This is a genomic window from Xenorhabdus sp. PB62.4 (assembly GCF_014467285.1).
Classification (GTDB): Bacteria; Pseudomonadota; Gammaproteobacteria; order Enterobacterales; family Enterobacteriaceae; genus Xenorhabdus.
On the sequence record NZ_NKHR01000005.1, the window covers coordinates 71,803 to 97,257 of the forward strand.

Below are 25,455 nucleotides of genomic sequence, written 5' to 3' on the forward strand. Positions count from 1 at the left end.
CAACAAGCATCTGGGTAGTTAATTGAAGCCATTGATTTTATTGTTCCGTATTGCCAATACCGTGATGTTGATCGCCTGGCCTTTCCTGGTGTGGGCGATGGTCAACTACGGGCAATTTTATGCAATATTAGTTGTCATTATTCTGTTTTTTGTTTTGCGATTACTGTTAAGCAAATACCAAACGCAAAATCAGCAAAAAACGGGTTGGAATGCCGGATGGATATTGTCCATGGCCGGAATAATCCTGGGGCTAGCCAGTTTATTCCTGCGCAATCATCAATTGCTGATGTACTACCCAGTAGTCGTTAATACCGTTCTGCTGATTCTGTTCGGTGGTTCATTGCATTATGGGCCTCCCATCATTGAAAGAATGGCCCGTTACCAAGAGCCGAATTTACCTCCAGAAGGCGTTATCTATACACGTAAAGTCACTCATATCTGGTGCCTGTTCTTTATGTTCAATGGCGCTGTCGCACTTGGGACTTGCCTGTATAACGATATGGCATTATGGACATTGTGGAACGGAATGGTGAGTTATCTATTAATCGGGATACTCATCACCGTTGAATGGCTGATACGCCAACGGGTAAAGAAAAGATGAAAGTACAACCCATATCCCAATGGCTATCAGAGGATAATTGCCCCAATAGAGTCATCGGTTGGGGTAATCATGCTATCAGCCTGAATACACTCCGGCAGGATGTCATCGCCCTGTATTTGCGTCTCAAAGAGCGGGGTTTGCAAGATCAAGAACGGAAAACTCTCCGCTGGGCGCTGTGTTTTGAAGATAGTTACCATTTCTGTGTCGCACTGCTGGCAACACTTCATGCCGGCCAGACTCCCGTGATTCCCGGTCATTGCCGTGAGGCTCAGTTGCAGGAACAACAATCTCTGTTTGACGGTGTATTAACCGATTTACCTCTGGCCTTATCCTGTCCTTGCTGGCAAATCTTACTGCCTAATCCAGATGTTGATGTTATGGAAAACACTTCACTTAACATCACATTACCGATTATCCCGGCTGATGCCGCTTTGGTGATGTTTACTTCCGGTTCAACGGGGACACCTCAGCAAGTGATCAAACCTGTCGCAGCCATGGATCTTGAATCCCAATGGCTGGCGGCCTTATGGGGAGATAAACTGCAATCTTGCGTTGTCAGAGCGTCGGTCAGTCATCAACATTTGTATGGTCTGACCTTCCGTATCTGGCTGCCTATGTCATTGGGTTTGCCATTTGACCGCAAAATGGTGGAGTTTCCCGAACAACTTATCGGTAGCCCACGTTGCGCCCTGATCAGTAGCCCCGCCTTTTTACAAAGGCTGGATGACAAACTTGCCGCACCAGAATGCGCTTTTGTGGTTTCGGCGGGCGGCCCTTTGCATTTTGTCCATGCAGAACAGGCGCAACAGTGGCTCAATATTCTCCCCAATGAAATTTATGGCTGTACCGAAACCGGCGTCATGGCCTGGCGCAAGCGTAAAACAGACAATGCCGTATGGACAACATTTGAGGACGTTTCGTTCCGCGAAGATGAGGAAGGAAATCTGCGCGTTTATTCTCCGCTGGTGACTGAATCCAAAGGCTTAATTTTGGATGATCAGTTTGCCTTCGATGACCGGGGTAATTTCACTCTATTGGGACGTCGTGACCGGCTGGTAAAAATTGAAGAAAAACGCATTTCACTGTCTGAAATTGAGCGCCGTTTGTGTGACATTCATGGCATCGCTGATGCTGCGGCACTGCTCATCAATCGGGGAAGACGCAACTACATTGGCGCAGTCGTGGTTTTAGAACACGAAGACTACGAACGCTATCAGCAACAAGGTATTCATCAATTTTCCCGACATTGGCGTTGCCAATTGAAGCCTTGGCTGGAACCCGTCGCATTACCCCGTTACTGGCGAGTTATCGAATCCATTCCCTTGAATGCCCAAAGCAAACGCGCATGGCCTGCGTTACAGGAGCTATTTAATGAAACCCATTGAAATTCACCGCGAGCAACCTGTTCAAAATGAGGCCATTATACAACTGTATTTAGATCCCGATCTGACTTGGTTTCGTGGGCATTTTCCCATTCAGCCACTCTTGCCGGGTGTGGCCCAAATCGATTGGGTTATGCACTATGCTGAGAGTTTACTTGCGCCAGGCTGGTCTTTCTCTTCGATTGAAATGGTGAAATTCCAGTTTCCCCTGCAACCCGGTGACAAACTTCTGTTAAAAATGACGTGGACAGAAGAAAAACAGCTTCTGACCTTTAGCTATGAAGTAGAAGTTCCAAACGGCAGCGAATATCAGACTGCAAGCCAAGGAAAGATAAAGTTATGTCGCTGAGCGTGAACATCATGACGCCCTGCGTGGTTATTCCTTGTTATAACCACGGCGCAACCATACCTGCTGTATTAGAAAGGTTATCGCCCTATCAACTTCACTGCTTTATCGTAGATGACGGAAGTGCAGCGGATACTCAACATCGCCTTGAAGATTTGGCAAAATCGCTTCCCAATGTGACGCTTATCCGCCTTGCACATAATCAGGGCAAGGGTGGTGCCGTTATGGCAGGAATGCGAGCTGCCACAGATTCAGGATATAGCCACGCCTTGCAGGTTGATGCAGATGGGCAACATTGTCTTGACGATATTCCCGCGTTTTTGGCAAAAGCGCAGCAGTATCCCAACAGCTTGATTTCCGGCAATCCGATATATGATGTTTCCGTGCCAAAATCCCGCCTTTATGGACGCTATGTCACTCATTTCTGGGTTTGGGTAGAGACGCTTTCTTTTTCCATCAAAGACAGTATGTGCGGCTTCCGGGTTTATCCGTTGGCTCCTACGCTACAACTGTTGGCTAAAAAAGACATTGGTCGCAGGATGGATTTTGATATCGAAATCATGGTGCGGCTTTATTGGCAAGGAACAGAAAGTGAGTTTGTGCCGACAAAAGTGATTTATCCTGAAAATGGCTTATCCCATTTCGATGCACTGCGGGATAACCTCAGCATCTCATGGATGCATACCCGTCTGTTTTTCGGCATGTTACCACGTATTCCCTCGCTGTTATGGCGTAAACGATTATGGCGCAACCAGCGTCACTGGTCTGATATTAAAGAGCGCAAGGGGCTGCTTGGCATGAAGTTTATGCTGGCGGTTTATCGATGGCTCGGACGCAAACCCTTTGAGTGGCTGCTTTATCCTGTTGTTGGCTATTTCTGGGCCACGGGCGGCTCACAACGTCAGGCATCCCGCCAGTATCTTGCGCGTCTGAAACAGACCATGCAACGTAAAGGTTTCCCCATTCCACCACGCCTTGATAGTTACCGCCATTACCTGCGTTTCGGCGGAGCCATGTTGGATAAAATCGCAAGCTGGCGCGGTGATTTGAAATGGGGAAAAGATATCGAATTTGCACCAGACGCAGAACAGACGCTTTTGGATGGGAATTCAGGTGGCAAGCTGCTTCTGGTTTCTCATCTGGGCGACATTGAAGTCTGTCGGGCACTGGCACAAAAGACAGGGAAACAAACTATCAATGCGCTGGTGTTTACTGAACATGCCCAACGTTTCAAACAAATTATTGAAGAAGTCTCACCACAGGCAGGAATCAATTTATTGCCTGTGACGGATGTGGGAGCCGATACCGCCATCATGCTGAAAGAAAAAATTGATGCCGGTGAATGGGTAGCTATTGTCGGTGATCGGATTGCGGTTAATCCTTCCCGCGCCAATACCCAACGTATTGTTTGGAGCCAGTTCCTTGGTCACCCCGCTCCCTTTCCGCAAGGGCCGTTTATCCTTGCATCCGTGTTGCACTGCCCAGTATTGTTAATGTTCGCTCTCCGACAAAATAGCCAATTCAGAATTTATTGCGAGCACTTCGCCAACCCGCTGGAATTGCCGCGTAAACAAAGAGAACAGGCATTGCAACAGGCCGTGGATCACTACGCTTCCCGTCTGGAACATTACGCCCTGCAATCTCCCCTTGATTGGTTCAATTTTTTCGATTTCTGGCAATTGCCAGCCGATCGGACAAATAAGGAATAAAAAATGCTGACTGATCCCCGTTTTACCGCCGAGGTCGAATTCACCGTGCCATTTCATGACGCAGATCCCATGGGTGTCGTTTGGCATGGGAATTATTTCCGCTATTTTGAAATTGCCCGTGAAGCGCTGATGAACCAATTCAATTATGGTTATAGCGAAATGCGCGAATCCGGCTATGTCTGGCCCGTCGTTGATGCCCGAATCAAATACCGTGCATCAGTGCGCTTCGAACAAAAAATACGCGTCAGGGCCACCATTGAAGAATTTGAAAACCGCCTGAAAATTGCCTACCAGATTTTTGATGCTGCAAGCGGCCAAAAAACAACGATGGGCTACACCATTCAGGTTGCCGTTTCCGAAGAAACACAGGAGATGAGTTTTGTCAGCCCGGACATTCTATTCGAACGCATGGGAGTTAGGCCGTGAAAAAATGGCGCTGGATGCTGCTATTTCTGACAGCAAATTTTCTGATAATCAATAACGTGGCACATGCCACTACCCTTGAAGAGTTACAACAGCGCTTTACGCACCAGCCTGTTGTTCGGGCTCACTTTACACAGGAGCGCCAAATTCAGGGTATGCCTCAACCACTGCGTTCCAATGGTGAAATGTTGGTTTCACAGCATAAAGGGCTGTGGTGGCATCAGCAGAAACCTTTCCCGTTGACACTGGTATTGGATGACAGCCATATGGTGCAAATCATGCCGGGGCAAGCGCCTCAGGTAATTACCGCTGACTCTAATCCACAACTGTTTCAGTTCAATCATTTGATGCGGGCCCTGTTTCAGGCCGATCGTGCTGTGCTGGAAGAAAATTTCAAAATCGAGTTCAGTGACTTAGGACAGGAAAAGTGGCGTTTGGTATTAACTCCAAAAACCTCTCCTTTGGACAAACTTTTCACAGCGATTACCCTGAACGGTCAAACTAATCTTGATGCTATTTTACTCACCGATCGCCAAGGTGATCGCACAGAATTATCGTTTACTCAACACCGACTGACTCCTGAGACGCTAAGCCATGAAGAAGAGCAACACTTCAAATTCTGAGCCGCGTCTGCTGGCATTATTCTGGCTGCTCATGTGCACTATCTTACTGATATCACTGGCAGCCTTATTACCTCAATCCCGCTTATCCACCAGCGTACTGGCCTTACTGCCTGCACAAAGTGCCGGAGAGATGCCGCCCGCTTTGCAAGAAGAGTTTATACAACGTCTTGATCGCCAATTGGTCTGGATGGTCAGCCCGGGAAAGAAAGAAGATCCTGCACCTGCGCAATATTGGCTGGAACATCTGCAAAAAACCGCCTTTCTGACCCATGTCAAAGGGCCAATGACCGCAGAACAGCAACAAGCCTGGGGACGCTTTTACTATGAACACCGCAATGCGATGCTCGATCCTGCTACCCGTGACAGGCTGAAAGACGATGGCAATCAGCAGGCAAACTGGATACTGTCTCAAGTTTACTCCGCCTTTTCCGGTGTCAGTGGACAAGAGCTCAACAATGATCCCTTAATGCTGGTCAGGGGTTCGCAACTGGCGCTTCAGCAAACATCCAGCCAACTACGCCTTCAGGATGGCTGGTTGGTTGCTAAAGATGAGTCAGGAAGAAACTGGTATCTGCTCCACGGAGAGCTGAACAGTTCCTCTTTTGATATGCAGCAAGGACATCATGCGGTCACTGAACTCGATAAATTGCAGCAAACCTTGAAAACGCAATATCCTGATGCCGAAGTCATTTCACGAGGAACCCTGTTTTACAGCGATTACGCGACACAACAGGCAAAGCACGATATTTCGACATTAGGTAGCGCTACCGTACTTGGTGTACTGCTACTCATCTATGGAATGTTCCGCTCTTTGAAGCCGTTGCTGTTGTGTGTTCTGTCCATCAGTATCGGCGCGTTGGCCGGAACCGTAGCAACTTTAGGTGTCTTTGGCGAATTGCATTTTATGACGCTGGTGATGAGCATCAGCATCATCGGTATTTCTGCTGACTACGCCATTTATTATCTGACTGAGCGCATGGTGCATGGACAGGAAGTCACACCGTGGCAAAGCATGCGAAAAGTCCTGCCTGCCTTATTAATGGCATTAGCGACCACCGTTATTGCCTATCTCATCATGATGTTTGCCCCCTTCCCTGGCCTGCGCCAATTGGCTGTATTTGCCGCTGCGGGGTTGACAGCGTCCTGCTTAACCGTCGTTTGCTGGTATCCCCGACTGGCTAAAAATCTGCCTGTGCGCCCAATTCCTGCCATGATTATGCTAATGCGCTGGCTGGCTTTGTGGAGACGTAATCGCCTGTTTTATATCGGGTTACCCGCTATGCTGGTCATTTTTGCCTTATTGGGAATCTCTCGTTTGCACGTCAATGATGACATTGCCCAATTACAGGCTCTGCCACAGGATATCCATCAACAGGAAAAACACATTGCCGCGCTGACCGGGCAGCGAAGTGACCAAAAATGGTTCGTGGTTTATGGCGATAATGCAGAACAAACATTACAACGATTAGAGTCTTTTATCCCCAAACTGGATGCAGAAAAACAGCAAGGTAATATCAGCCATTACCAGCGTCTGCCCCTTTCCTCTCTGGCGCAACAGCAGCGGGATCTTGGGCTTATCAAGGCAGCTATTCCCAATATCATCGCTCGTTTGTCAGACGCAGGACTGATAATCAAACAGCCAGATACCCATCCTATGACAGTCATGCCGAATGACTGGCTCAACAGTGTGGTCAGTGAAGGCTGGCGTCTGATGTGGATAACCCTGCCAAACGGTCAAAGCGGCGTCCTGCTACCCGTCAACGATGTTAAAGACAGTGTGCTGATGCGCCAATTAGCGGAGAAACAGGCAGGTGTCAGTTGGATCGACCGTAAACTGGCTTTTGATGAAATGTTTCAGTTTTACCGCACCATGCTTGGCTGGTTGCTGGTGGATTCAATTATCTTGATCGCCGTCAGTTATATTATCCGGTTGGGCTTGCGCCGGGGTGTTATCAGTATATTGCCATCACTGCTGTCATTAGGGTGTGGGTTGGCTGTTCTCGGTTTTAGCGGCTATAGCCTTAACTTATTCTCCATTCTGGCGCTGGTTTTGGTGCTAGGTATTGGTATCAACTATACCCTGTTTTTCAGCAATCCCCGTGGTACGCCACTCACCTCTTTGTTGGCAATCAGCGTAGCAATGTGTACTTCATTGCTCACGCTGGGCATGTTGGTATTCAGTAGTACCCAAGCAATCAGTAGCTTTGGCATTGTGTTATGCAGTGGGATTTTTACCGCATTCCTGCTCTCTCCACTGGCAATGCCTGAGCGCCCAAAAAGGAAAAAGAAATCATGATACGGATAGCTGTCTTATCTCTGGTTTGCCTGTTGGCAGCGTGTACGAATTTCCCACAGGATAGCTCGACCAGTGCGTGGCTAAAGCCGGGTGTACGTGTTTCCCTGCCAGAACCGAGCATTACGCCTGCGATTAATGAGCAACAATTGTTAACAGCCACCGTCAAAGGCAAACAACAATCATTGATTGTGTTGCTTAGTGCCAATGAACAGCACTTATCACTGGCAGGGTTGTCTTCGTTAGGCATTCGGTTATTCAAACTGGATTACGACAAAAACGGCATCCATACCGAGCAGTCTATTGTTTTGCCGGAACTTCCACCCGCCAATCAAGTATTGGCTGATATCATGCTGAGTTATTGGCCTGTTTCCGTTTGGCAGACCCGGCTTCCTTCTGGCTGGACACTCAAGGACAGCGGCAATTTCCGCCAACTACATGACAAGGATGGGAAATTAATCACAGCAATTCATTATGATACCGTGAATGGCAAACGACGCCCGATTCGCGTCCAGCAGTTCATTTTTGGCTATGACATCGCCATTCAGCATCTGGAAGAGTAAAACATGATTTATATTTCTGCCGTGGGTATGCTCAATGCCTTGGGTAATAATGCGGATGAAATCGCCCAGAACCTCGTGCTCGGCCAAGCTCCCGGCATGTATGCGCGTTCTGGCTGGTTACAACCTGATAAAACCTGCTGTCTGGGCAGCGTTGACGGTGAATTGCCCGCCATTCCTGATGCTCTGTATAAGCACAACAGCCGTAATAACCGCTTACTGCTGGCTGCCTTGATGCAAATAAAACCACAAGTGGATGAAGCCATCGCCCGTTTCGGACGGGAGCGCATCGCAATCATCATGGGAACCAGTACATCTGGCCTTGACGAAGGTGATCAGCATGTTAGCCGAACAATTAACCAGCAGCCTGATGAACAATATCATTATTACCAGCAGGAACTGGGCGATCCTTCCCGCTTCCTTGCCAATTACCTTGATACTGACGGGCCGGCATTTACCATCTCCACGGCCTGTTCATCCAGTTCACGGGCGGTTATCACTGGTCAGCGCCTGATTGAAATGGGAATGGTGGATGTGGCGATTGTCGGTGGTGCAGACACACTAAGCCGCATGCCAATCAATGGATTCGATAGCCTTGAATCTCTCTCTTCAACGCTGTGTGAGCCATTTTGTGAAAACCGCGAAGGCATTACCATCGGAGAAGCCTCAACATTACTGCTGCTAACACGGGAGACTCAGCCTATTGCGCTGCTCGGTGTCGGCGAATCCAGCGACGCATGGCATATGTCGGCCCCTCATCCTGAAGGAAAAGGGGCAATTGAAGCCATCAACATGGCATTGGACAACGCAGGGTTATCTCCCGCCGAAATAGGTTATATCAACCTGCATGGCACTGGCACAAAATTAAATGACCAAATGGAATCCCTCGTCATCAATCAGATTTTTGGCGAAAACACTCCGTGCAGTTCAACCAAATATTTAACCGGTCATACTCTGGGTGCGGCTGGCGCATGTGAAGCCGGTCTTTGCTGGTTATTGCTTACCCGCAACTTACCTCTGCCTGTACAAGATTTCTCGCGTTCAGGCGTTGATACCTCACTGGTTGCCTGTGGCCTTCTGGCTCAACCCAAGCCACTGGAAAAACTGATCATCATGTCGAATTCTTTTGCCTTTGGTGGAAATAATACCAGCCTGATATTGGGAGCCGTATAATGCCTGACTATTTACCAGTAGATTGTTATCTCCCCCATGAAGTACCGATGGTGTTACTGGAAAACGTGATCAACGTTTCCAGTGACCATGTCCATTGCCAAGTCACCGTCAGCAAAGAAGGTGTTCTGTCTCCTTTTCTTAACGAAGAAGGCCACCTGCCGGGTTGGTTTGCCGTTGAAATCATGGCACAAACCATTGGCGTTTGGTCTGGCTGGCATCGCAAGGAAAGAAAAGAAGAAGATTCCGCATTGGGCATGTTACTCGGTGGGCGCGCAGTACGATGCCAGGCGCCTGTTTTCACACAGGGCAGTGTGCTGGATATCCAGATGAATCTATTACTACAAGATGAAAAAGTTGGCAGTTTTGAAGGTTCGATCAGTTGTAACGGCACTGTGCTGACAACTGGCCGCCTAAATACCTACCAACCAGATAAAACAGAACTTAAACAATTATTTCAAAGGGATGGAGTAGCATAATGCGTTCAGTTCTAGTGACCGGTGCCAGCAAAGGGATCGGCAGAGCAGTTGCCTGCCGACTGGCAGAAGACGGATTCAACGTCATCGTTCATTATCACAGCGATGCTAAAGGCGCAGAAAAAACACTGGAACAAATTCAGGCAAATGGCGGTCATGGCCGTGTACTGAAATTTGATGTTTCAGATCGCACAACCTGCCGTGAAGTACTGGAAAAAGATATCGAAACCCACGGTGCTTATTATGGCATCGTCTGCAACGCCGGAATTGCCAAAGACGGGGCTTTTCCTGCTTTAGAAGGCAGTGACTGGGATAGCGTCATCCATACCAATTTGGATGGTTTCTACAATGTTATCCATCCCTGTGTAATGCCAATGATCGGTTTACGTCAGGGAGGACGAATCATCACCTTATCATCCGTGTCTGGTTTGATGGGCAACCGCGGACAGGTCAATTACAGTGCAGCCAAAGCGGGCATTATCGGGGCCACCAAAGCGCTGGCAATCGAACTGGCGAAAAGAAAAATCACGGTGAACTGCATTGCGCCAGGATTAATTGGCACGGATATGATCCAAATGGAAGAAGCCGCCTTGAAAGAGGCCATGAATATGATCCCGATGAAACGCATGGGGCAAGCCGATGAAGTCGCCGGCCTTGCCAGCTACCTGATGTCTGATATCGCGGGCTATGTGACCCGTCAGGTCATTTCAATCAACGGAGGAATGCTATGAGCCATAATGGAACAACTCGCAGGGTAGTTATTACGGGAATGGGCGGCATTACCGCTCTGGGACACGACTGGCAATCTGTTTCCGCAGGCTTGAAAGCGGGTATCAACACCATCCAACAAATGCCAGAATGGTCAGAATATAACGGGCTTAATACCCATCTTGGCGCGCCAGTCACGGATTTCATTTTGCCCGAACACTATACCCGTAAACGCATTCGATCCATGGGGCGTGTTTCTCTGATGTCTACGCGCGCTACAGAGCTGGCTTTAGAGATGGCAGGTTTACTGGATGATCCCATCCTGACCAATGGAGAAACAGGCATTGCTTACGGTTCTTCGACAGGCAGTACCAAGCCGGTCAGTGAATTTGCAACCATGCTGACGGAAAAGCACACCAATAACATCACAGGTACAACTTATGTACAGATGATGCCACATACCACTGCCGTCAACACAGGGCTGTTCTTTGGTCTGCGTGGCAGAGTGATCCCCACCTCAAGTGCCTGTACATCGGGTAGTCAGGCGATCGGTTATGCGTGGGAAGCTATCCGTCATGGCTATCAAACCGTGATGGTCGCAGGTGGTGCGGAAGAGCTGTGTCCATCCGAAGCAGCGGTATTTGATACCCTGTTCGCCACCAGCCAGAAAAATGAATCCCCAAAAACCACACCTTCCCCATTTGATATTAACCGCGACGGGCTGGTGATTGGTGAAGGTGCTGGCACTCTGATCCTTGAAGAGCTGGAACACGCCAAAGCACGTGGTGCCAAAATTTATGGTGAAATTATCGGATTTGCGACTAACTGTGATGCTTCCCATATCACTCAGCCAAAATCCGAAACTATGCAGATATGTATTAAAATGGCGTTGAAATCAGCAGGCTTACAGCCAAACGATATCGGTTACATCAGCGCTCACGGGACGGCAACCGATCGGGGAGATGTGGCAGAGAGTCAAGCCACTGCCAATATCTTTGGCAACCAAACGCCAATCTCTTCACTGAAAAGCTATTTCGGTCATACACTGGGTGCCTGTGGCGCGCTTGAAGCCTGGTTAACGCTGGAAATGATGAATGAAGGCTGGTTTGCCCCGACCATCAATCTCAACGACGTTGATCCCGCTTGTGGTGAGTTGGATTACATCATGCACCAGCCTCGTCAAATCCAGACCGAGTTTATCCAAAGTAATAACTTTGCCTTCGGTGGTATCAATACTTCGATAGTGATCCAGCGCTGGGCATAAACATTAAAGGCCATCGAATGGTTAACCCGATGGCCTTAAGTACGTTTCCGTTGTTTATTTCAGAAATTAATTACTGTAGAAAAGTACGGATCAATTCTGAAGCAGAGAGCTAGTTTTTCGGTCTTGATTCCCCTGATACAGAGATCTGCCTTCATAAATCTTTTCACTCATGAGTATCAGTTTTTCTCGTTGTATCTCTGTGTAAGAAACAGCTATAGTCCGCACCACTCAAGGTCATTGAGTGACTTACCTACTGCTTAAATCACCAAGATATATCCCAGTCCTTGGCATATATCGTGATCGCCATTCGGCAAAATCTTGATGAGAAGCAGCGCATTTCTGGCTGATTTTTTTATGTGGAGACGACAGTAGTGAAACTGCTGCGCAACAATAACAGTGCATTTGTACCTGTTACGGGTTTGACTGTTTTTGCAATTGCTTCTGGTTACCTAATGAGCTTAATTCCATTGTCGATGGCAAGTTTCAACATCGATACGATTTATGCCAGTTGGTTAGCCAGTGCTTATTATACAGGTCTATTAATAGGCTCAATGATGATTGAACCTATTATTGCGAAGATAGGTCACCGTCTTTCCTTTATTGTTTTTTTATTGCTTCTGGCTGCAACAGTGATTGTATTGCCTTTTTTTCCAAATAAAGAACTCTGGTTGCTTATTCGTTGTGTGGCTGGTATCGCTGTTGCCGGGGTTTTTGTCGTGGTCGAATCCTGGCTATTGATTGGAGATAATCCCAAAGAGCGTGCAAAACGCTTAGGCTTCTACATGACGTCACTCTACGGCGGAACAACTTTGGGTCAGTTGTTGATTGGGACTATCGGGACTCAGGGAATGCTCCCTTTTATGGTCGTTTCTGCTCTGCTGCTATTAGCGATTTTGCCACCATTATTTGTGCGTCATGGGCAACCGCCTTCGCTTCATCATCAGAGTTTATCACTAAGAAAAATCACCCAATTCAGTAAGCCCGCTATCGTTGGTTGTATAACATCCGGCATTGTCATGGGCACTATCTACGGGTTGATGCCTTTGTCATTAAGCCAAAGTCATTTCAATGCCGATCAAGTTGGTGTGTTGATGGCTGCAATTATTCTGGGTGGAATGGTTATACAGCCAATTATCAGTAAGCTATCTGTTATCATGAGCAAAACGTTCCTGCTGGCTTTAGTTTCATTACTGGGTGTGTTTGCCGTAGGAATGACGTTTCTTTTTGAACATTATATTGTGACGATAGTGGCGCTGGCTCTGTTGGGAATGTCTTCTTTTGCCCTGTATCCCGTTGCTATCACCCTGGCTTGCGACAAGCTGGATTCATCCTATATCGTAGCCGCAAGCCAAGTCATGCTGTTAAGTTACAGTATCGGTTCTGCTATCGGGCCTCTGGGCGCGGGGCATTTTATGCTACAACACTATTTCAATGGACAGCATAACGGGTTAATGAGCTTCTTTTTTATTGTTTTGTTAGCTACTGCAATTTATATGCTACTGGCAAGCCTGCGTCGCAAAGACCGCGTATTGGCAAGCTAATACAAAATAATCCTGAAACTGATGAAAGCGCCACAAACTGTGGCGTTTTTTTATTTTTAGCCCTCAAATAACTTCTTCAAGATCAGCCCTTGTTTATCCGAAACTGGATTTTCACACCATAAGTGTTAATATTTCAAATAAAGCAAACAAATATGTTTACTGTGATGATCAAATCAAGAGTGTAAAAATGTCATCGAAGATAAACTGGTTAGTTAATCATACCTATCCCGGTTCCTTAGTGGTTCAGCAATGGCTGACAAAAAATGGTATCCGTTATTCGTTAGCGCAGAAATATGCAGAAAGCGGTTGGCTTAAAAAATTTAGTGCTGGCGTTTACTATCGCCCGGGATCAAGTGGCACGCTCAAACCTAGCTGGGACGATGCGTTACAAGCAATTACTCAACAATTATATTTGCCAGCACACTTGGCTGGTTTGAGCAGTCTTACACATCAAGGGCTGAGCCACTATTTACAGCTAAACTCAGAACAAGTTTGGATTGGTATTAAAAATAAGCAATCCTTGCCTAAATGGTTTCGCGAGTTTGCTGAACAACGCTGGCTATATTGTGGTAATCACAAACTCAGTGAATTATCTGAAAAAGACTTCACTACAATCTCTATTAAAGGAAAAGAACTTAAAGCAAGCAGCCCAGAGTTAGCAGCCTATGAAGTAGTAGATGCTATAGGTAAGTTCATCAGCTTTGAACATGCCGCCGAATTATTTCAGGGATTAGTCAACTTGAGTCCCCGAAAAGTACAATCTTTACTTAATCGCAGTAACGCTGTTCAAACCAACCGTATATTTCTTTTTTTAAGCCATTATTATGGTCACCAATGGGTTAAACGACTCGATGAGTCACAGATCATCCTCGGTTCAGGCAAGCGTCAGGTGGTTGTAAATGGTCGATATGATGATCGCTACCAAATCACCGTCCCTGAGTCGCTAATTCTGAAATAAAAAAGAAGGCAATTATGAATAGAAGCTCCGTTTATTACCAACAGGTTTCTTTATTAATTAAGATGTTACCTGTGATTGCAGAGGAAACAGTCTTTGCATTAAAAGGTGGCACAGCAATTAATCTATTTGTTCGAGAGTTTCCTCGTTTATCAGTAGATATTGATCTCGCCTATCTTCCTCTAAAGCCAAGGGATGAAGCATTAAACCATGTTCGCGAAATACTTGAGCGAATGACTGAACGGATAAATATGCAGCCCTTAGTAAAAGCAACCTTGCAGGATAACAAGCGAGATGAGTTACGAATTATCGTTACTACTGATAAAGCAACGATCAAGATTGAAGTTTCTCCCGTCGCAAGGGGAACACTACACGAACCCAAATTACTCCCAGTTGTTGAATCAATCGAAGAAGAGTTTGGTTATGCCGAAATTTCTGTAGTTAGCCTGCCTGATTTATATGGAGGCAAGCTATGCGCAGCTATGGATAGGCAACATCCACGAGATTTATTTGATGTACAAATTCTACTTGCAGAAGAAGGGATCTCTCGAGAAATATTTGTTGGTTTTCTTACCTATACGTTAAGTCACCCACGTCCCATACACGAAGTAATGGCACCACTCTGGCAAGAAATAGAAAAAAATTTTCACTCTGAATTTACCGGAATGACAAACAAACCTGTTGAATTACATCAGCTAATAGAAACTCGCTCTCGCATGGTTGCTGAACTACAAGCTCAATTTACCGAGCGAGATAGAGACTTTCTGTTATCGTTCAAGCAAGGTAAACCTGACTGGTCTTTGTTTGATGAATCATCAGCCGCTGAGCTTCCCGCAATCCGATGGAAGCTAATGAATATTCAGTGCTTAGCTAAAAATCAAGCAAGGTACCAAGAGCAAATTAGGAAGTTGGAGAAAGTGTTAGAATGGTGGCTCTCTGGGATTGATATTAGTTCACAGAATGCCCTAACCAGATAGTGTAACTTTTTACTTTAAGATAGCTGAAAAAACGCTCAACCAAAAACCGAAAGCGATAAAAATATGTGGAGGTATTAAATGCAAATACAACAAGCCACCAAAGCTGATTTCACAACACTTATTCAGATTTGGGAAGCCTCCGTACTTGCTACTCATGATTTTCTTCCTAAGACCATGATTGAGATCTTGCGTCCGCAAATCCTTAATGATTATTTGCCCAATCTCACTGTCTATAAGGCGTTGGATGAGCAACATAACATCGTCGGATTTATCAGTACCGCTCAACATCGCGTGGAAATGTTGTTTATTACACCACAAGCCCGGGGGACGGGGGCTGGCAAGATGTTGCTGAAATTTGCCATTGATAAATTAAAAATCAGTGAGTTGGATGTCAATGAACAAAATACACAAGGTGTTGGCTTCTACCAACATATGGGTTTTCAGGTTTTTTCCCGCTCAGAGCTTGATGGGCAAGGAAATCCGTTTCCACTATTACATATGAAACTGTCACATATGAAACTGGTCTGAACGCTCAATATTCCTATAAAAATAGAATCATTATCTGAATGCTAAACCTCGTTCTGAGGTTTTCTGGATAATCAATAATAACCATCCTATAGAAAAAACAAGACTTATCCAATAGTTATATAGGACACAAAAAGAACAATCATTAATAAAAGTAAACAAACGCTAATTAATTCATTAATCGAATGATTATTATAAATTAATCTGCATTACAATAAGATTTAAAAATAATACAAAACAAATAGGCTTTATATAAAATAAATAAACCTAAAGTAAAATAATGGAATGTTTTGTAAACATTTAAGTAAAGTTTACAAAATCAATGATATAATGAGGAGCGTATAAGTATTTTTATTTCTATTGAGTCTGAGCATTAATGAATTACCTACAACAATCTGCATCTTCAGGAGTAAAGCTATTTGCCGATCTTATCGGGAAACGTGTTACTCCAGGGGAACACTGGTATTCTTCCAGTAACCGCACTAAATTTGCACTTCGCAGCATCCTGACACCTGTTTCTACATTGAAGCTCTTGGATAGTCTTGCCAAGACGCCACGCTATTTGGATATTTTAAAAAAACAACCCAGTTTACCTTGCAAATTACATCGCCCGTATTTAAGTATTAACTTTAAACGCAAACAGATTGTCTGCGCGCTGAATGAACATTATAAGTTACTGTTCCAGCAATTAGAGCCCACTGTTATCAGTCGTATATTTGATATTCATGCTTATCTATTGGCAACTATTCAGGGAAAGAATGAATCATTTATGATTTACATTGATTCACTGGATAATTTGAATAAAGAAGGGGAGCTTTCTTTATATATTACCACCGCAGAAAATGTCATTCTGGCAAAGTGTGCATTTACTTTATTAATGGTGGATGGCAAACAAACGCTGTTTATTGGTGTATTACAAGGGCCAGCCAAAGGGGATAATTCTCTGGAGATTATCCGCCATGCAACGAAAGAGTGTTATGGATTATTTCCTAAGCGTCTATTGATTGAAGCTATCTGCTGTTTTGCCGCACATGTGGATTGCGGGCAAATTTTGGCGGTCAGTAATGAGACTCATATCTACCGCAGCATTCGTTATTGGCATAAAAAGAAAAACCAGATGGTGGCCGATTATAACTCCTTCTGGGAATCATTAAGTGGGATCAAAAAGGAAAATAATGATTTCCATTTACCCTCAATCATAGAAAGAAAAGCGCTGGATGATATCCCCAGTAAAAAACGCGCCGAATACCGTCGTCGTTATCAATTACTGGATGAATTGGAAAACAGCATCAAAGCATCCCTTACTGCCTGATCCCGGTCAGAAAGGAATACTTTGGCTGACATTTAACGTGGCTGCGCCATTAACCATGTAAGATGAGTCTTAATGGCGGGCCATTCATTAAGAAGGATACTATAGACGCAAGTGTCTCGTATCGAACCATCCTTAACTCTCAAGTGACTGCGCAGAATACCATCCAGTTTTGCCCCCAACCGTTCAATCGCTCTGCGACTCTGTTGATTCAGAAAATGAGTTCGAAATTCCACTGCTACACATCCCAATTCTTCAAATGCGTACTGCAATAGCAAAAACTTTGCTTCCGTATTAATTGCAGTGCGTTGAACAGAACGTGCATACCATGTAGAACCAATTTCCAATCTGGGAGTATTGGCATCAATATTCATATAAGTTGTCATCCCAACGGCGGCTCCCGTTGCATTATCGATGACAGTAAAAGGCAGCATACTTCCCTTGGCATGCAGGGCCAGACGACGTTCAATCTCCGCCTGGACATTTGTCGGATCAGGTACGCTGGTATACCACAGTTTATGTAATTGTCCATCGTCTATGGCACGAACGAATTCATCATGTTTATCATGTGACAACGGCTCTAAGGTTACACTTTTTCCTGCCAATGTGATCCAATCAGTGATTTTTTTCATGCTTATCGACCATTGTTGAAGGATACATTGGCAGTATGCCTAGTTAAGAAATACACGACAATCATAAATAAAAGCCATTTCTTGCCTAATAGGCTCTTATTCAAATGCCGTTGATATTTATTCTATACCCAATAGATTTCATGATACTTGTCACAATCAATTAACAAAGAGATTCCAATCAAGCTGGAACTGTCTAAATTTGATAACTATCTCATCCGACCACTTAGCCATAACCAAGTGAAAAACTTAAGTCATACGAAAAAAATAATACTTTTTGAGTAACCAAATATTTGATGGAGAATGCAATGAGCAATTACCCTCACCTACTTGCACCGCTGGATTTGGGCTTTACCACGTTAAAAAACCGTGTATTGATGGGATCAATGCATACGGGGCTTGAGGAACATCCTAATGGTGCCCAACGGTTGGCCCAGTTCTATGCAGAACGGGCGGTCGGTGGCGTCGCATTAATTGTGACGGGCGGTATCGCGCCAAATCCACAGGGCGTTGTGACAGCCGGAGCAAGCGTCCTGAATAGTGAAGATGCCCTGCCCCACCATAAGATTGTCACGGATGCAGTTCATCATGCTGGTGGGAAAATTGCCCTGCAAATCCTGCATGCGGGACGTTACAGCTACCAAAAAAATCTTGTCGCACCCTCCGCCATTCAGGCCCCCATTAATCCCTTTACGCCCCGGGAAATGTCCGAGGAAGATATCCAGCAAACAATCAAGGATTTTGCCCACTGCGCCCGGCTTGCCCAACAGGCAGGCTATGATGGGGTTGAAGTCATGGGTTCAGAAGGTTATCTCATCAATCAATTTCTGGTCTCCCGCACTAATCATCGGCAAGATAAATGGGGAGGCTCTTTCGACAACCGGATGCGCTTTGCTCTGGAAATTGTCAAAGCCGTCCGAGCCATAGCGGGAGAGCGCTTTATCATTATTTATCGCCTTTCCATGCTGGATTTAGTGGAAGATGGTTCTAACTGGCAGGAAATAGAGCAACTGGCGCTGGCGATTGAAAAAGCAGGGGCATCCATCATCAATACCGGCATCGGCTGGCATGAAGCCCGTATTCCAACGATTGCAACTATGGTGCCCAGAGCCGGATTCAGTTGGGTGACTCAAAAATTAATGGGGAAAGTCAGCATCCCTTTGATTACGACCAATCGTATCAACGATCCTCAAGTTGCCGAACAAATTCTCAGTGAAGGTTGTGCCGATATGGTTTCTATGGCTCGCCCTTTCCTTGCTGATGCTGAATTTGTATTGAAGGCGGAGCAGAACCGTGCGGACGAAATCAATACCTGCATCGGCTGCAACCAAGCTTGTCTGGATAGAATCTTTGTCGGCAAGCTGACCTCGTGTTTGGTTAATCCACGCGCCTGCCACGAAACTGAATTCATTGCCGAGCCAGCAAAAGCCCCCAAAACCATTGCCGTTATCGGCGCAGGGCCTGCGGGTTTATCCTTTGCAGTCACAGCCGCCAGCCGTGGACATCATGTCACGCTATTTGAACGTGAGGACAGAATTGGCGGACAATTTAATATCGCCAAACAAATCCCCGGCAAAGAAGAATTCCATGAAACTTTGCGTTATTTTGATCGCCAATTGGCATTGAATGGCGTCGAAGTTCGTCTCAATCAGACCGCAACAACCGATCAACTTTCCTCATTTGATGAAGTTGTCATCGCGACAGGCATTACACCACGCATGCCCAATATTGACGGCATTGACCATGAAAAAGTGCTAACTTATCTGGATGTATTGAAACACAAGCGGCAAGTCGGAAAACATGTCGCCATTATCGGCGCTGGCGGTATTGGTTTTGATACCGCAGAATATCTGAGCCAAAGCGGGCAAAGCTCCAGCTTGAGCAGCCATGCGTTTAGACAAGAATGGGGAATTGATCAAACAATTATACATCGGGGCGGATTATGCCCAGAAGGGGCAAAAGCAGAGCATTCCCCACGGAAAATTTACCTGCTGCAACGCAAGGACTCGAAAGTCGGTGATGGTTTAGGAAAAACCACGGGTTGGGTACATAGAGCCAGCCTGTTAATGCGGGGCGTGACGATGCTAAACAGCGTTCAATATCTGAAAATTGATGATCAAGGGCTGCATATTCGTCGCGGTGATGAGCAACAATGCCTTGAAGTGGATAACGTCATTATTTGTGCGGGACAAGAGCCGCTGAAAGAGCTGTACTCACCTTTACAAGCAATGGGAAAAAGCGTGCATGTGATTGGTGGTGCGGATGTCGCTGCTGAATTAGATGCCCGCCGAGCAATTGATCAAGGGACGCGATTAGCGTTTAAAATCTAATGGATAGAAGCCCAATAAGTGGCGATTAATAAAAAAACGGTGATAATTTGTAACTTATTATCACCGTTTCATTCCAGCGAGCAAATAAACCTAGCGAATAATTAACGTTGCGCTAATTGGTCTGACGCGAGGCGATTATCTTCTGCCTGACAAGCCGCAGCGGTAAACAATACATCAGTAGAAGAGTTCAGCCCGGTTTCAGCAGAGTCCTGCAATACGCCAATGATAAAGCCGACCGCAACAACCTGCATGGCAATGTCATTGGAAATACCAAACATGCTACACGCCAACGGGATCAACAATAATGATCCTCCCGCAACGCCTGATGCCCCACATGCGGCAATGGCTGAAACCACACTCAACAATATTGCATTAGGAATATCTACCGTTATACCCAGAGTATTAACTGCCGCCAGTGTCAATACAGTGATAGTCACTGCCGCCCCGGCCATATTGACGGTTGCCCCTAAAGGAATGGAAACGGAGTAAGTATCTTCATCCAAATTCATCCGACGACACATTGCCATATTGACGGGAATATTAGCGGCGGAACTACGCGTAAAGAATGCTGTGACACCACTTTCACGCAGGCATTCAAAAACCAGCGGGTAAGGATTGCGACGGATTTTCCAGTAAACAATCAACGGATTAACGATCAGCGCAACGATAATCATGCAGCTAATGAGTATCGTTAACAGGTGAGCATAACCCAATAGCGTGTCAAAACCCGTTGTGGCAATGGTTGAAGACACCAGACCGAAAATACCGACAGGGGCCAGACGGATAACAACACGAACGAGTTTTGTCACAGCTTCTGATAAGTCTTGAACCAGTAACTTAGTTGATTCATTAGCGTGACGTAAAGCTATCCCCAAGCCAATTGACCATGCCAGAATCCCGACATAATTTCCCTTTAAGATTGCATCAATCGGATTGGCAACGATGTTGAGCAACACTCCTTTCAGCACTTCAATAATATTTTCTGGTGGTGATATCTGAGCATCATTTGTCACCAATACCAACGTCGACGGAAACAGCATACTGCCAATAACAGCCACAACCGCAGCCAAGAAAGTGCCAATCAGATACAAGAACAATATGGGGCGAATGTTACTTTTCTGGCCTGCCTTATGATTTGCGATCGAAGACATGACCAGGACCCATACTAAAACAGGCGCTACCGCTTTTAGCGCCCCGACAAAGAGGTTTCCTAACAGTTCAACTGACTTAGCCGCAGAAGGCGCCAACCATGCCAGTAATACTCCCAGAATTAATCCGAGTAAGATTTGTTTTACTAGGCTTCCTTGTACAATATATTGCACAAAGCCTTTTTGTTGTTTTTCCATAGCCTATCCATTTGATATTTTTGTTCGATGAGTCTGATGTTTTTGTGTTTGCTTTCCCGAGTATAAGGAAATTAAGAAAACTGCAAAGAATAACTAGTTGCAATATACAGAATACGCAATATTTGATAACAAATTGCTTACATTTGTGTGATCAAAACGTCAGTTTTCCCATTAAAATAGCCTCATGGAGTAAAAGCCATTACGTTCAAAGTTATTATTTTTCTTTATATTCATAAAGTTAATAAATAATACTCTCAATAATGATCACAGATTGTTTTTCTGTCACCAAAAGTGCAGATAGATTACTTTTCGGCACAAAGCGATCAACAGGAATGGATTTAACTGGCAAAAAACATAAATTCAACCCACCCGCAGGTAAAATAGGATATTCATGTTATTTTATAAAACTTTAATAAATAATTAATCAAACGATATAACGGGATGAATTTAATTTCACATTTTGACTAATGTTCAATTGATCACCAAAATTTTCTGTTTCGCCAGTGCTGATTTTGTTAAAGTGTCACAGTCAATCTTTATGCCATCTTGAAGGGATTTTGAGGGCATTTTATGACAGCGGATATTTAATGCTTTGTGTTTACTCAGCATCCAATAGAAATTCACCATAAATGCACCATAAAAGTAAGATGCAGTCCTTAACCGGCGTTTTAGGAACATTTGATGGAAATTGTAACAGACCTTATTTATGCACTTTGGCACCAGGATTACGAAACATTAGCTAATCCATCGTTAGTATGGGCAATCTACATCCTGCTATTTATCATCCTGTTTCTGGAAAATGGGATATTACCTGCCGCATTTTTACCGGGCGATAGCCTATTGATATTAGTCGGCGTCTTAATCGCCAAAGAAACCATGAGTTTTCCAGCGACATTAGCCATTCTCACCACCGGTGCAAGCCTTGGTTGCTGGGTTGGATATCTTCAGGGACGGTGGCTTGGCAATACCAAATTAGTTCAAGGCTGGATATCCCATCTCCCCGCCCATTATCATCAACGCGCACATAATTTATTCCACCGTCATGGCTTATCCGCCTTGCTGGTAGGGCGCTTCCTTGCTTTTATCAGAACCTTGCTGCCAACATTGGCAGGCCTTGCGGGGCTGAAGAGCGGGCGATTTCAGCTATTCAACTGGCTCAGCGGGTTCTTGTGGGTGATTATTCTTACAACATTGGGCTATATGCTGGGTAAAAGCCCTCTGTTCCGTCAATACGAAGAGTATCTGATGAACTTTCTGGTACTGTTACCTGTGTGTCTGTTACTTATCGGCTTAATTGGCAGCCTGACCGTTATTTGGCGCAAGAAACGCTCCAATAATACCCTTTCATAATCCTTCATTTTTTCCTGTGGTATTTTTCCTATGATTGATATTGTGGAGAAACATACCGCAGGACACCCTGCTTGGTTACCCACAGCATCTTGTCCATTAAACGGCTACGTTTATCCACTTAAACAATATTTAAGATTAATTTGCGATATATTGTGACAATTTTTCATCTATTCTCACTTTAAACTCCTTATAAAAGCGACTATGGTAGAAATTCAACCCTCGTATATTTAAGGAGCCAGGTCATGCCACAGAAAAAAAATTCTGAAGATCTACGTGCTGAATTACAATCCCTTGCGGATACTCTGGAAGAAGTGCTCAATAATTCTGGTGATAAATCAAAAGCGGAACTGGAAAAACTGCGGAGCAAAGCAGAAAAAACGCTGAAAGATGCGCGTGTTACCCTCAATGATGCCAGTGATAAGCTGATCGATCAAACGAAAGAATTTGCAGGTCATGCGGATAATTATGTCCGTGAAAACCCATGGACAGGTGTTGGTATTGGTGCAGCCGTTGGCATCGTCTTAGGTGTATTGCTATCAAGGCGCTGAGATGACTCCACCATCCCATTCACAAGGCCCGGGAAAAGGGCTATTTGACACTTTACGGCGGGTAGCAGCGATTATTGTTCGCATGGTTGAAACGCGTATCCAACTCGTTGCAGTTGAGTTGGAGGAAGGTACTGCGATGCTGGCACAACTCCTGCTGATGGTAGGGTTCACATTGTTATTCGCAGGCTTTGGTCTGATGTGCTTACTCATGCTGATATTCTGGGCCATCGATCCGACCTATCGGGTAACGGCAATGGTTATTACTGCCGGAACGCTACTGATTCTCGCCGTATTTAGTGCCATCTGGACGGTCAGAAAAGCCCGAAAACTCACTTTTTTTAATACAACCCGCGAACAACTGCAACTTGATCGCAAAATGCTGGGGGATGATCATCATGAATAAAGCGTGGCATCATCAACGAGAGTTACGAAAGCAACTGTTATTGAAAGAGATCCAGCAGCAACGTCAATCACTTTCTGCTTGCAGTCAGCACTGGTTTGATATCACACAACCCTATGATAAAGGCTGGCAGACTCTCCTTGCCTTCAAACCCTATGTCGCCATCGGGGCTGGCATTACGCTGTTTTATGGGCTATGCCGCCATCCGCAAAAATTTTATCGTTGGTCACGCCAAATGATCAGTATTTTTGGTGTCATAAAAACTATACGAAACACGATGAATAGATATTAGCCAACCAGCCTCAATAACTCTCCTTCAAAAAAACTGCATTAAATTGTTAGTATTCTTTACTATCAACAAATAACGCCTCTCCTTAGAATGCCACCATCAGATAATGATTAACAAATTGTGCTTTTTTGTCCGTTTTTTGGTCATTTTAATCTAGACAGACAACTTATTTATCGTTACCCGCGGTATTCTTGGAGACAATAATGAAAAAATTTGAAGATAATGGCTTGCTGATCGCTCGTATTTTAATGTCCGTTCTTTTCATCATCGCAGGATATGGAAAATTGGGTGATGCCTATGCGGGGACGCAAGAATTTATGGAAGCCATGAAAGTGCCAGGAATTTTACTGCCATTAACAATTTTACTTGAACTCGGTGGTGGACTTGCTGTGATGTTCGGCCTGTTAACGCGTACCACATCAGTATTTATATTTATTTTCTGTATCCTGACAGCAGTCCTGTTCCACAATGATTTTTCAGATGGAATGAACCTGACGATGTTCCTGAAAAACTTCTCCATTGGTGCAGGCTATCTGATGCTGGCAATGATGGGGCCGGGTAAATTTAGTATTGATGGTGCATTGAAGAAAAACTGGTAATAAATAATACAAAATCCCCTTGCTTTGAATAATCAGCAAGGGGATTTTTTTATCTTGGTTTATTCTTTCGTTACTTCTTTATGACATTGCTTCTCCATAACATTACTTCTTCATAACATTACTTCTTCATAAATAGTTTAGGAATTTCACGCAAGCACCAAGACTTGGCTTCTCCCATACTATCTCGCCGCCATGCCATAATGATGTTGGTTTCATGACTATATTCTGAACCAATAACACGCAATCGACCTTCAGCAATATCCTGTTCTACCATCGGATATGGCATCGTCGCCACTCCCAATCCCGCCAAAAGCGCCCGGCGCTTGTCTTCCAGTGAACTGACCGTCAGACGCCGTTGTTTATCCAACAACTGAACCGTCAATACAGGACGCTCCCGTGCTGTATCAGCTACCGCGATCCCACGGTACTTCACCCGTGTGGCATCAGACAATGGTTCAGGTTCATGATGGATAGGATGATCCACACTGGCAACATAGACGTTGTTAATAGAATAAAGTGCACGTGAATTTATTTCAGCCGAGGCCCGGAAATGGAGATCCGGTGCAATCACAATGTCAGCATATCCCGTTTCCAGGCGCTCCCAAGCTCCTGCCAGCACTTCTGTCATTAACGAAAGCTGAGTGTTCGATTTTTTTGCCAATCGATCCACAAGAGGAAAAAGCGATGAAATCGGAAACAAAGCTTCACATACAATAGTCAGATGCGTTTCCCAACCACGAGCAAGCGATTCCGCATCTGCTGTCAATTTATCCGCCGCCTCAAGCAATAACCGCCCCCGCTCCAGCAGCATCCGGCCAACATTGGTAAATTTCGTACGATGGCCGGAACGATCAAACAGCACCACATCCAGCTCTTCTTCCAACTTCTGCATGGTATAACTCAATGCTGAGGGAACTCGCCCCAACTCATCCGCTGCCGCCGCAAAACTTCCCCGTCGATCTATCGCATCCATGACGCGTAGGGATTCCAATGTAAGCGCACGTTCTTTGCCCATATTTTTCTCAATCAGGAATTTTGAATATAGCCACCAGATTAACTGGCTAACATTTCAACGTCCAGATAATTAAGATCGGGACTAATA

Annotated in this window: 26 protein-coding genes; 23 read left to right on the forward strand and 3 right to left on the reverse strand. The window is 45.2% G+C overall.

Annotated features, from left to right (window positions below):
• Window positions 1-22: 22 nt before the first annotated feature.
• The 17 genes from Xenpb_RS06455 (at window position 23) to Xenpb_RS06535 (ending at window position 16,865) form a co-directional block, all read left to right on the forward strand.
• Entirely contained in the window at window positions 23-601 is a 579-nt protein-coding gene (locus tag Xenpb_RS06455) for a hypothetical protein (RefSeq protein WP_255523047.1), read from the forward strand.
• Window positions 598-1,986 carry an AMP-binding protein gene (locus Xenpb_RS06460; protein WP_187653582.1) on the forward strand — a complete coding sequence of 463 codons (1,389 nt, stop codon included), beginning with the start codon at window positions 598-600 and terminating at the stop codon, window positions 1,984-1,986. Before Xenpb_RS06455 ends, Xenpb_RS06460 begins: the two co-directional genes overlap by 4 nt.
• Window positions 1,973-2,332: a hydroxymyristoyl-ACP dehydratase gene (locus tag Xenpb_RS06465; protein WP_187653583.1), complete on the forward strand. Its 360-nt coding sequence runs from the start codon at window positions 1,973-1,975 to the stop codon at window positions 2,330-2,332. The genes Xenpb_RS06460 and Xenpb_RS06465 overlap by 14 nt, the downstream gene beginning before the upstream one ends.
• On the forward strand, window positions 2,329-4,038 hold the full coding sequence (locus tag Xenpb_RS06470) for a glycosyltransferase (RefSeq protein WP_255523063.1): 1,710 nt from the start codon (window positions 2,329-2,331) through the stop codon (window positions 4,036-4,038). Before Xenpb_RS06465 ends, Xenpb_RS06470 begins: the two co-directional genes overlap by 4 nt.
• A 3-nt stretch (window positions 4,039-4,041) precedes the next feature.
• Window positions 4,042-4,464, forward strand: coding sequence for a thioesterase family protein (locus Xenpb_RS06475; protein ID WP_187653585.1), 423 nt, complete (start codon window positions 4,042-4,044; stop codon window positions 4,462-4,464).
• A 14-nt stretch (window positions 4,465-4,478) separates the two neighbouring features.
• Window positions 4,479-5,084: an outer membrane lipoprotein carrier protein LolA gene (locus Xenpb_RS06480; RefSeq protein WP_187653702.1), complete on the forward strand. Its 606-nt coding sequence runs from the start codon at window positions 4,479-4,481 to the stop codon at window positions 5,082-5,084.
• Window positions 5,056-7,380 carry an MMPL family transporter gene (locus Xenpb_RS06485; RefSeq protein WP_187653586.1) on the forward strand — a complete coding sequence of 775 codons (2,325 nt, stop codon included), beginning with the start codon at window positions 5,056-5,058 and terminating at the stop codon, window positions 7,378-7,380. The genes Xenpb_RS06480 and Xenpb_RS06485 overlap by 29 nt, the downstream gene beginning before the upstream one ends.
• Window positions 7,377-7,940, forward strand: a complete 564-nt coding sequence (locus tag Xenpb_RS06490; protein ID WP_187653587.1) for a DUF3261 domain-containing protein — start codon at window positions 7,377-7,379, stop codon at window positions 7,938-7,940. Before Xenpb_RS06485 ends, Xenpb_RS06490 begins: the two co-directional genes overlap by 4 nt.
• Window positions 7,941-7,943: 3 nt before the next feature.
• Window positions 7,944-9,110 (forward strand): beta-ketoacyl-[acyl-carrier-protein] synthase family protein, encoded by a 1,167-nt coding sequence (locus Xenpb_RS06495; protein ID WP_187653588.1) that lies wholly within the window; start codon window positions 7,944-7,946, stop codon window positions 9,108-9,110.
• Window positions 9,110-9,586 (forward strand): hotdog family protein, encoded by a 477-nt coding sequence (locus Xenpb_RS06500; RefSeq protein WP_187653589.1) that lies wholly within the window; start codon window positions 9,110-9,112, stop codon window positions 9,584-9,586. Before Xenpb_RS06495 ends, Xenpb_RS06500 begins: the two co-directional genes overlap by 1 nt.
• Complete coding sequence (locus Xenpb_RS06505) at window positions 9,583-10,314, forward strand: 3-ketoacyl-ACP reductase FabG2 (protein ID WP_187653703.1); 732 nt, start codon at window positions 9,583-9,585, stop codon at window positions 10,312-10,314. The genes Xenpb_RS06500 and Xenpb_RS06505 overlap by 4 nt, the downstream gene beginning before the upstream one ends.
• Window positions 10,311-11,555: a beta-ketoacyl-ACP synthase gene (locus Xenpb_RS06510; RefSeq protein ID WP_187653590.1), complete on the forward strand. Its 1,245-nt coding sequence runs from the start codon at window positions 10,311-10,313 to the stop codon at window positions 11,553-11,555. Before Xenpb_RS06505 ends, Xenpb_RS06510 begins: the two co-directional genes overlap by 4 nt.
• Before the next feature lie 371 nt (window positions 11,556-11,926).
• Complete coding sequence (locus Xenpb_RS06515) at window positions 11,927-13,096, forward strand: MFS transporter (protein WP_368666803.1); 1,170 nt, start codon at window positions 11,927-11,929, stop codon at window positions 13,094-13,096.
• A gap of 187 nt (window positions 13,097-13,283) precedes the next feature.
• The gene (locus Xenpb_RS06520; RefSeq protein ID WP_187653591.1) at window positions 13,284-14,054 is read left to right on the forward strand and encodes a type IV toxin-antitoxin system AbiEi family antitoxin; all 771 of its coding nucleotides are present in this window, start codon (window positions 13,284-13,286) and stop codon (window positions 14,052-14,054) included.
• Between the two features lie 14 nt (window positions 14,055-14,068).
• Window positions 14,069-15,028: a nucleotidyl transferase AbiEii/AbiGii toxin family protein gene (locus Xenpb_RS06525; protein ID WP_187653592.1), complete on the forward strand. Its 960-nt coding sequence runs from the start codon at window positions 14,069-14,071 to the stop codon at window positions 15,026-15,028.
• A 78-nt stretch (window positions 15,029-15,106) separates the two neighbouring features.
• Window positions 15,107-15,556: a GNAT family N-acetyltransferase gene (locus Xenpb_RS06530; RefSeq protein WP_187653593.1), complete on the forward strand. Its 450-nt coding sequence runs from the start codon at window positions 15,107-15,109 to the stop codon at window positions 15,554-15,556.
• 373 nt (window positions 15,557-15,929) lie between these two features.
• Complete coding sequence (locus Xenpb_RS06535; RefSeq protein WP_187653594.1) at window positions 15,930-16,865, forward strand: VirK/YbjX family protein; 936 nt, start codon at window positions 15,930-15,932, stop codon at window positions 16,863-16,865.
• A 32-nt stretch (window positions 16,866-16,897) separates the two neighbouring features.
• Here Xenpb_RS06535 and Xenpb_RS06540 read toward each other — a convergent pair whose 3' ends face one another.
• Window positions 16,898-17,494, reverse strand: coding sequence for a GNAT family N-acetyltransferase (locus Xenpb_RS06540; RefSeq protein ID WP_187653595.1), 597 nt, complete (start codon window positions 17,492-17,494; stop codon window positions 16,898-16,900).
• Between the two features lie 305 nt (window positions 17,495-17,799).
• On the opposite strand from Xenpb_RS06540, the gene Xenpb_RS06545 reads away from it, so the two are divergent.
• Window positions 17,800-19,821, forward strand: coding sequence for an NADPH-dependent 2,4-dienoyl-CoA reductase (locus tag Xenpb_RS06545; protein ID WP_187653596.1), 2,022 nt, complete (start codon window positions 17,800-17,802; stop codon window positions 19,819-19,821).
• A 101-nt stretch (window positions 19,822-19,922) separates the two neighbouring features.
• On the opposite strand, the gene sstT is transcribed toward Xenpb_RS06545, so the two are convergent.
• Window positions 19,923-21,167: a serine/threonine transporter SstT gene (sstT, locus tag Xenpb_RS06550; RefSeq protein ID WP_187653597.1), complete on the reverse strand. Its 1,245-nt coding sequence runs from the start codon at window positions 21,165-21,167 to the stop codon at window positions 19,923-19,925.
• A gap of 681 nt (window positions 21,168-21,848) precedes the next feature.
• On the opposite strand from sstT, the gene Xenpb_RS06555 reads away from it, so the two are divergent.
• The 5 genes from Xenpb_RS06555 to Xenpb_RS06575 all read left to right on the forward strand — a co-directional run bounded on the left by Xenpb_RS06555 (window position 21,849) and on the right by Xenpb_RS06575 (window position 24,353).
• A complete protein-coding gene (locus tag Xenpb_RS06555; RefSeq protein ID WP_187653598.1) occupies window positions 21,849-22,517 on the forward strand; it encodes a DedA family protein in 669 nt (222 codons plus the stop codon).
• Window positions 22,518-22,759: 242 nt separating this feature from the next.
• Window positions 22,760-23,065, forward strand: a complete 306-nt coding sequence (locus Xenpb_RS06560; RefSeq protein WP_187653599.1) for a YqjD family protein — start codon at window positions 22,760-22,762, stop codon at window positions 23,063-23,065.
• A 1-nt stretch (window position 23,066) separates the two neighbouring features.
• Window positions 23,067-23,468 (forward strand): phage holin family protein, encoded by a 402-nt coding sequence (locus tag Xenpb_RS06565; RefSeq protein ID WP_187653600.1) that lies wholly within the window; start codon window positions 23,067-23,069, stop codon window positions 23,466-23,468.
• The gene (locus Xenpb_RS06570; RefSeq protein WP_187653601.1) at window positions 23,461-23,757 is read left to right on the forward strand and encodes a YqjK-like family protein; all 297 of its coding nucleotides are present in this window, start codon (window positions 23,461-23,463) and stop codon (window positions 23,755-23,757) included. Before Xenpb_RS06565 ends, Xenpb_RS06570 begins: the two co-directional genes overlap by 8 nt.
• A gap of 200 nt (window positions 23,758-23,957) precedes the next feature.
• Window positions 23,958-24,353 (forward strand): DoxX family protein, encoded by a 396-nt coding sequence (locus tag Xenpb_RS06575; RefSeq protein ID WP_187653602.1) that lies wholly within the window; start codon window positions 23,958-23,960, stop codon window positions 24,351-24,353.
• A gap of 118 nt (window positions 24,354-24,471) precedes the next feature.
• On the opposite strand, the gene Xenpb_RS06580 is transcribed toward Xenpb_RS06575, so the two are convergent.
• Window positions 24,472-25,368 carry a LysR family transcriptional regulator gene (locus Xenpb_RS06580; RefSeq protein ID WP_187653603.1) on the reverse strand — a complete coding sequence of 299 codons (897 nt, stop codon included), beginning with the start codon at window positions 25,366-25,368 and terminating at the stop codon, window positions 24,472-24,474.
• Between the last annotated feature and the right edge of the window lie 87 nt (window positions 25,369-25,455).

Coding starts and splice junctions, on each gene's coding strand:
- Xenpb_RS06460 (WP_187653582.1), top strand. CDS start 598: ATGAAAGTACAACCCATATCCCAATGGCTATCAGAGGATAATTGCCCC.
- sstT (WP_187653597.1), bottom strand. CDS start 21,167: ATGGAAAAACAACAAAAAGGCTTTGTGCAATATATTGTACAAGGAAGC.
- Xenpb_RS06525 (WP_187653592.1), top strand. CDS start 14,069: ATGAATAGAAGCTCCGTTTATTACCAACAGGTTTCTTTATTAATTAAG.
- Xenpb_RS06530 (WP_187653593.1), top strand. CDS start 15,107: ATGCAAATACAACAAGCCACCAAAGCTGATTTCACAACACTTATTCAG.
- Xenpb_RS06485 (WP_187653586.1), top strand. CDS start 5,056: ATGAAGAAGAGCAACACTTCAAATTCTGAGCCGCGTCTGCTGGCATTA.
- Xenpb_RS06465 (WP_187653583.1), top strand. CDS start 1,973: ATGAAACCCATTGAAATTCACCGCGAGCAACCTGTTCAAAATGAGGCC.
- Xenpb_RS06520 (WP_187653591.1), top strand. CDS start 13,284: ATGTCATCGAAGATAAACTGGTTAGTTAATCATACCTATCCCGGTTCC.
- Xenpb_RS06555 (WP_187653598.1), top strand. CDS start 21,849: ATGGAAATTGTAACAGACCTTATTTATGCACTTTGGCACCAGGATTAC.
- Xenpb_RS06575 (WP_187653602.1), top strand. CDS start 23,958: ATGAAAAAATTTGAAGATAATGGCTTGCTGATCGCTCGTATTTTAATG.
- Xenpb_RS06580 (WP_187653603.1), bottom strand. CDS start 25,368: ATGGGCAAAGAACGTGCGCTTACATTGGAATCCCTACGCGTCATGGAT.
- Xenpb_RS06475 (WP_187653585.1), top strand. CDS start 4,042: ATGCTGACTGATCCCCGTTTTACCGCCGAGGTCGAATTCACCGTGCCA.
- Xenpb_RS06490 (WP_187653587.1), top strand. CDS start 7,377: ATGATACGGATAGCTGTCTTATCTCTGGTTTGCCTGTTGGCAGCGTGT.
- Xenpb_RS06500 (WP_187653589.1), top strand. CDS start 9,110: ATGCCTGACTATTTACCAGTAGATTGTTATCTCCCCCATGAAGTACCG.
- Xenpb_RS06565 (WP_187653600.1), top strand. CDS start 23,067: ATGACTCCACCATCCCATTCACAAGGCCCGGGAAAAGGGCTATTTGAC.
- Xenpb_RS06560 (WP_187653599.1), top strand. CDS start 22,760: ATGCCACAGAAAAAAAATTCTGAAGATCTACGTGCTGAATTACAATCC.
- Xenpb_RS06570 (WP_187653601.1), top strand. CDS start 23,461: ATGAATAAAGCGTGGCATCATCAACGAGAGTTACGAAAGCAACTGTTA.
- Xenpb_RS06510 (WP_187653590.1), top strand. CDS start 10,311: ATGAGCCATAATGGAACAACTCGCAGGGTAGTTATTACGGGAATGGGC.
- Xenpb_RS06535 (WP_187653594.1), top strand. CDS start 15,930: ATGAATTACCTACAACAATCTGCATCTTCAGGAGTAAAGCTATTTGCC.
- Xenpb_RS06540 (WP_187653595.1), bottom strand. CDS start 17,494: ATGAAAAAAATCACTGATTGGATCACATTGGCAGGAAAAAGTGTAACC.
- Xenpb_RS06545 (WP_187653596.1), top strand. CDS start 17,800: ATGAGCAATTACCCTCACCTACTTGCACCGCTGGATTTGGGCTTTACC.
- Xenpb_RS06480 (WP_187653702.1), top strand. CDS start 4,479: ATGCTGCTATTTCTGACAGCAAATTTTCTGATAATCAATAACGTGGCA.
- Xenpb_RS06495 (WP_187653588.1), top strand. CDS start 7,944: ATGATTTATATTTCTGCCGTGGGTATGCTCAATGCCTTGGGTAATAAT.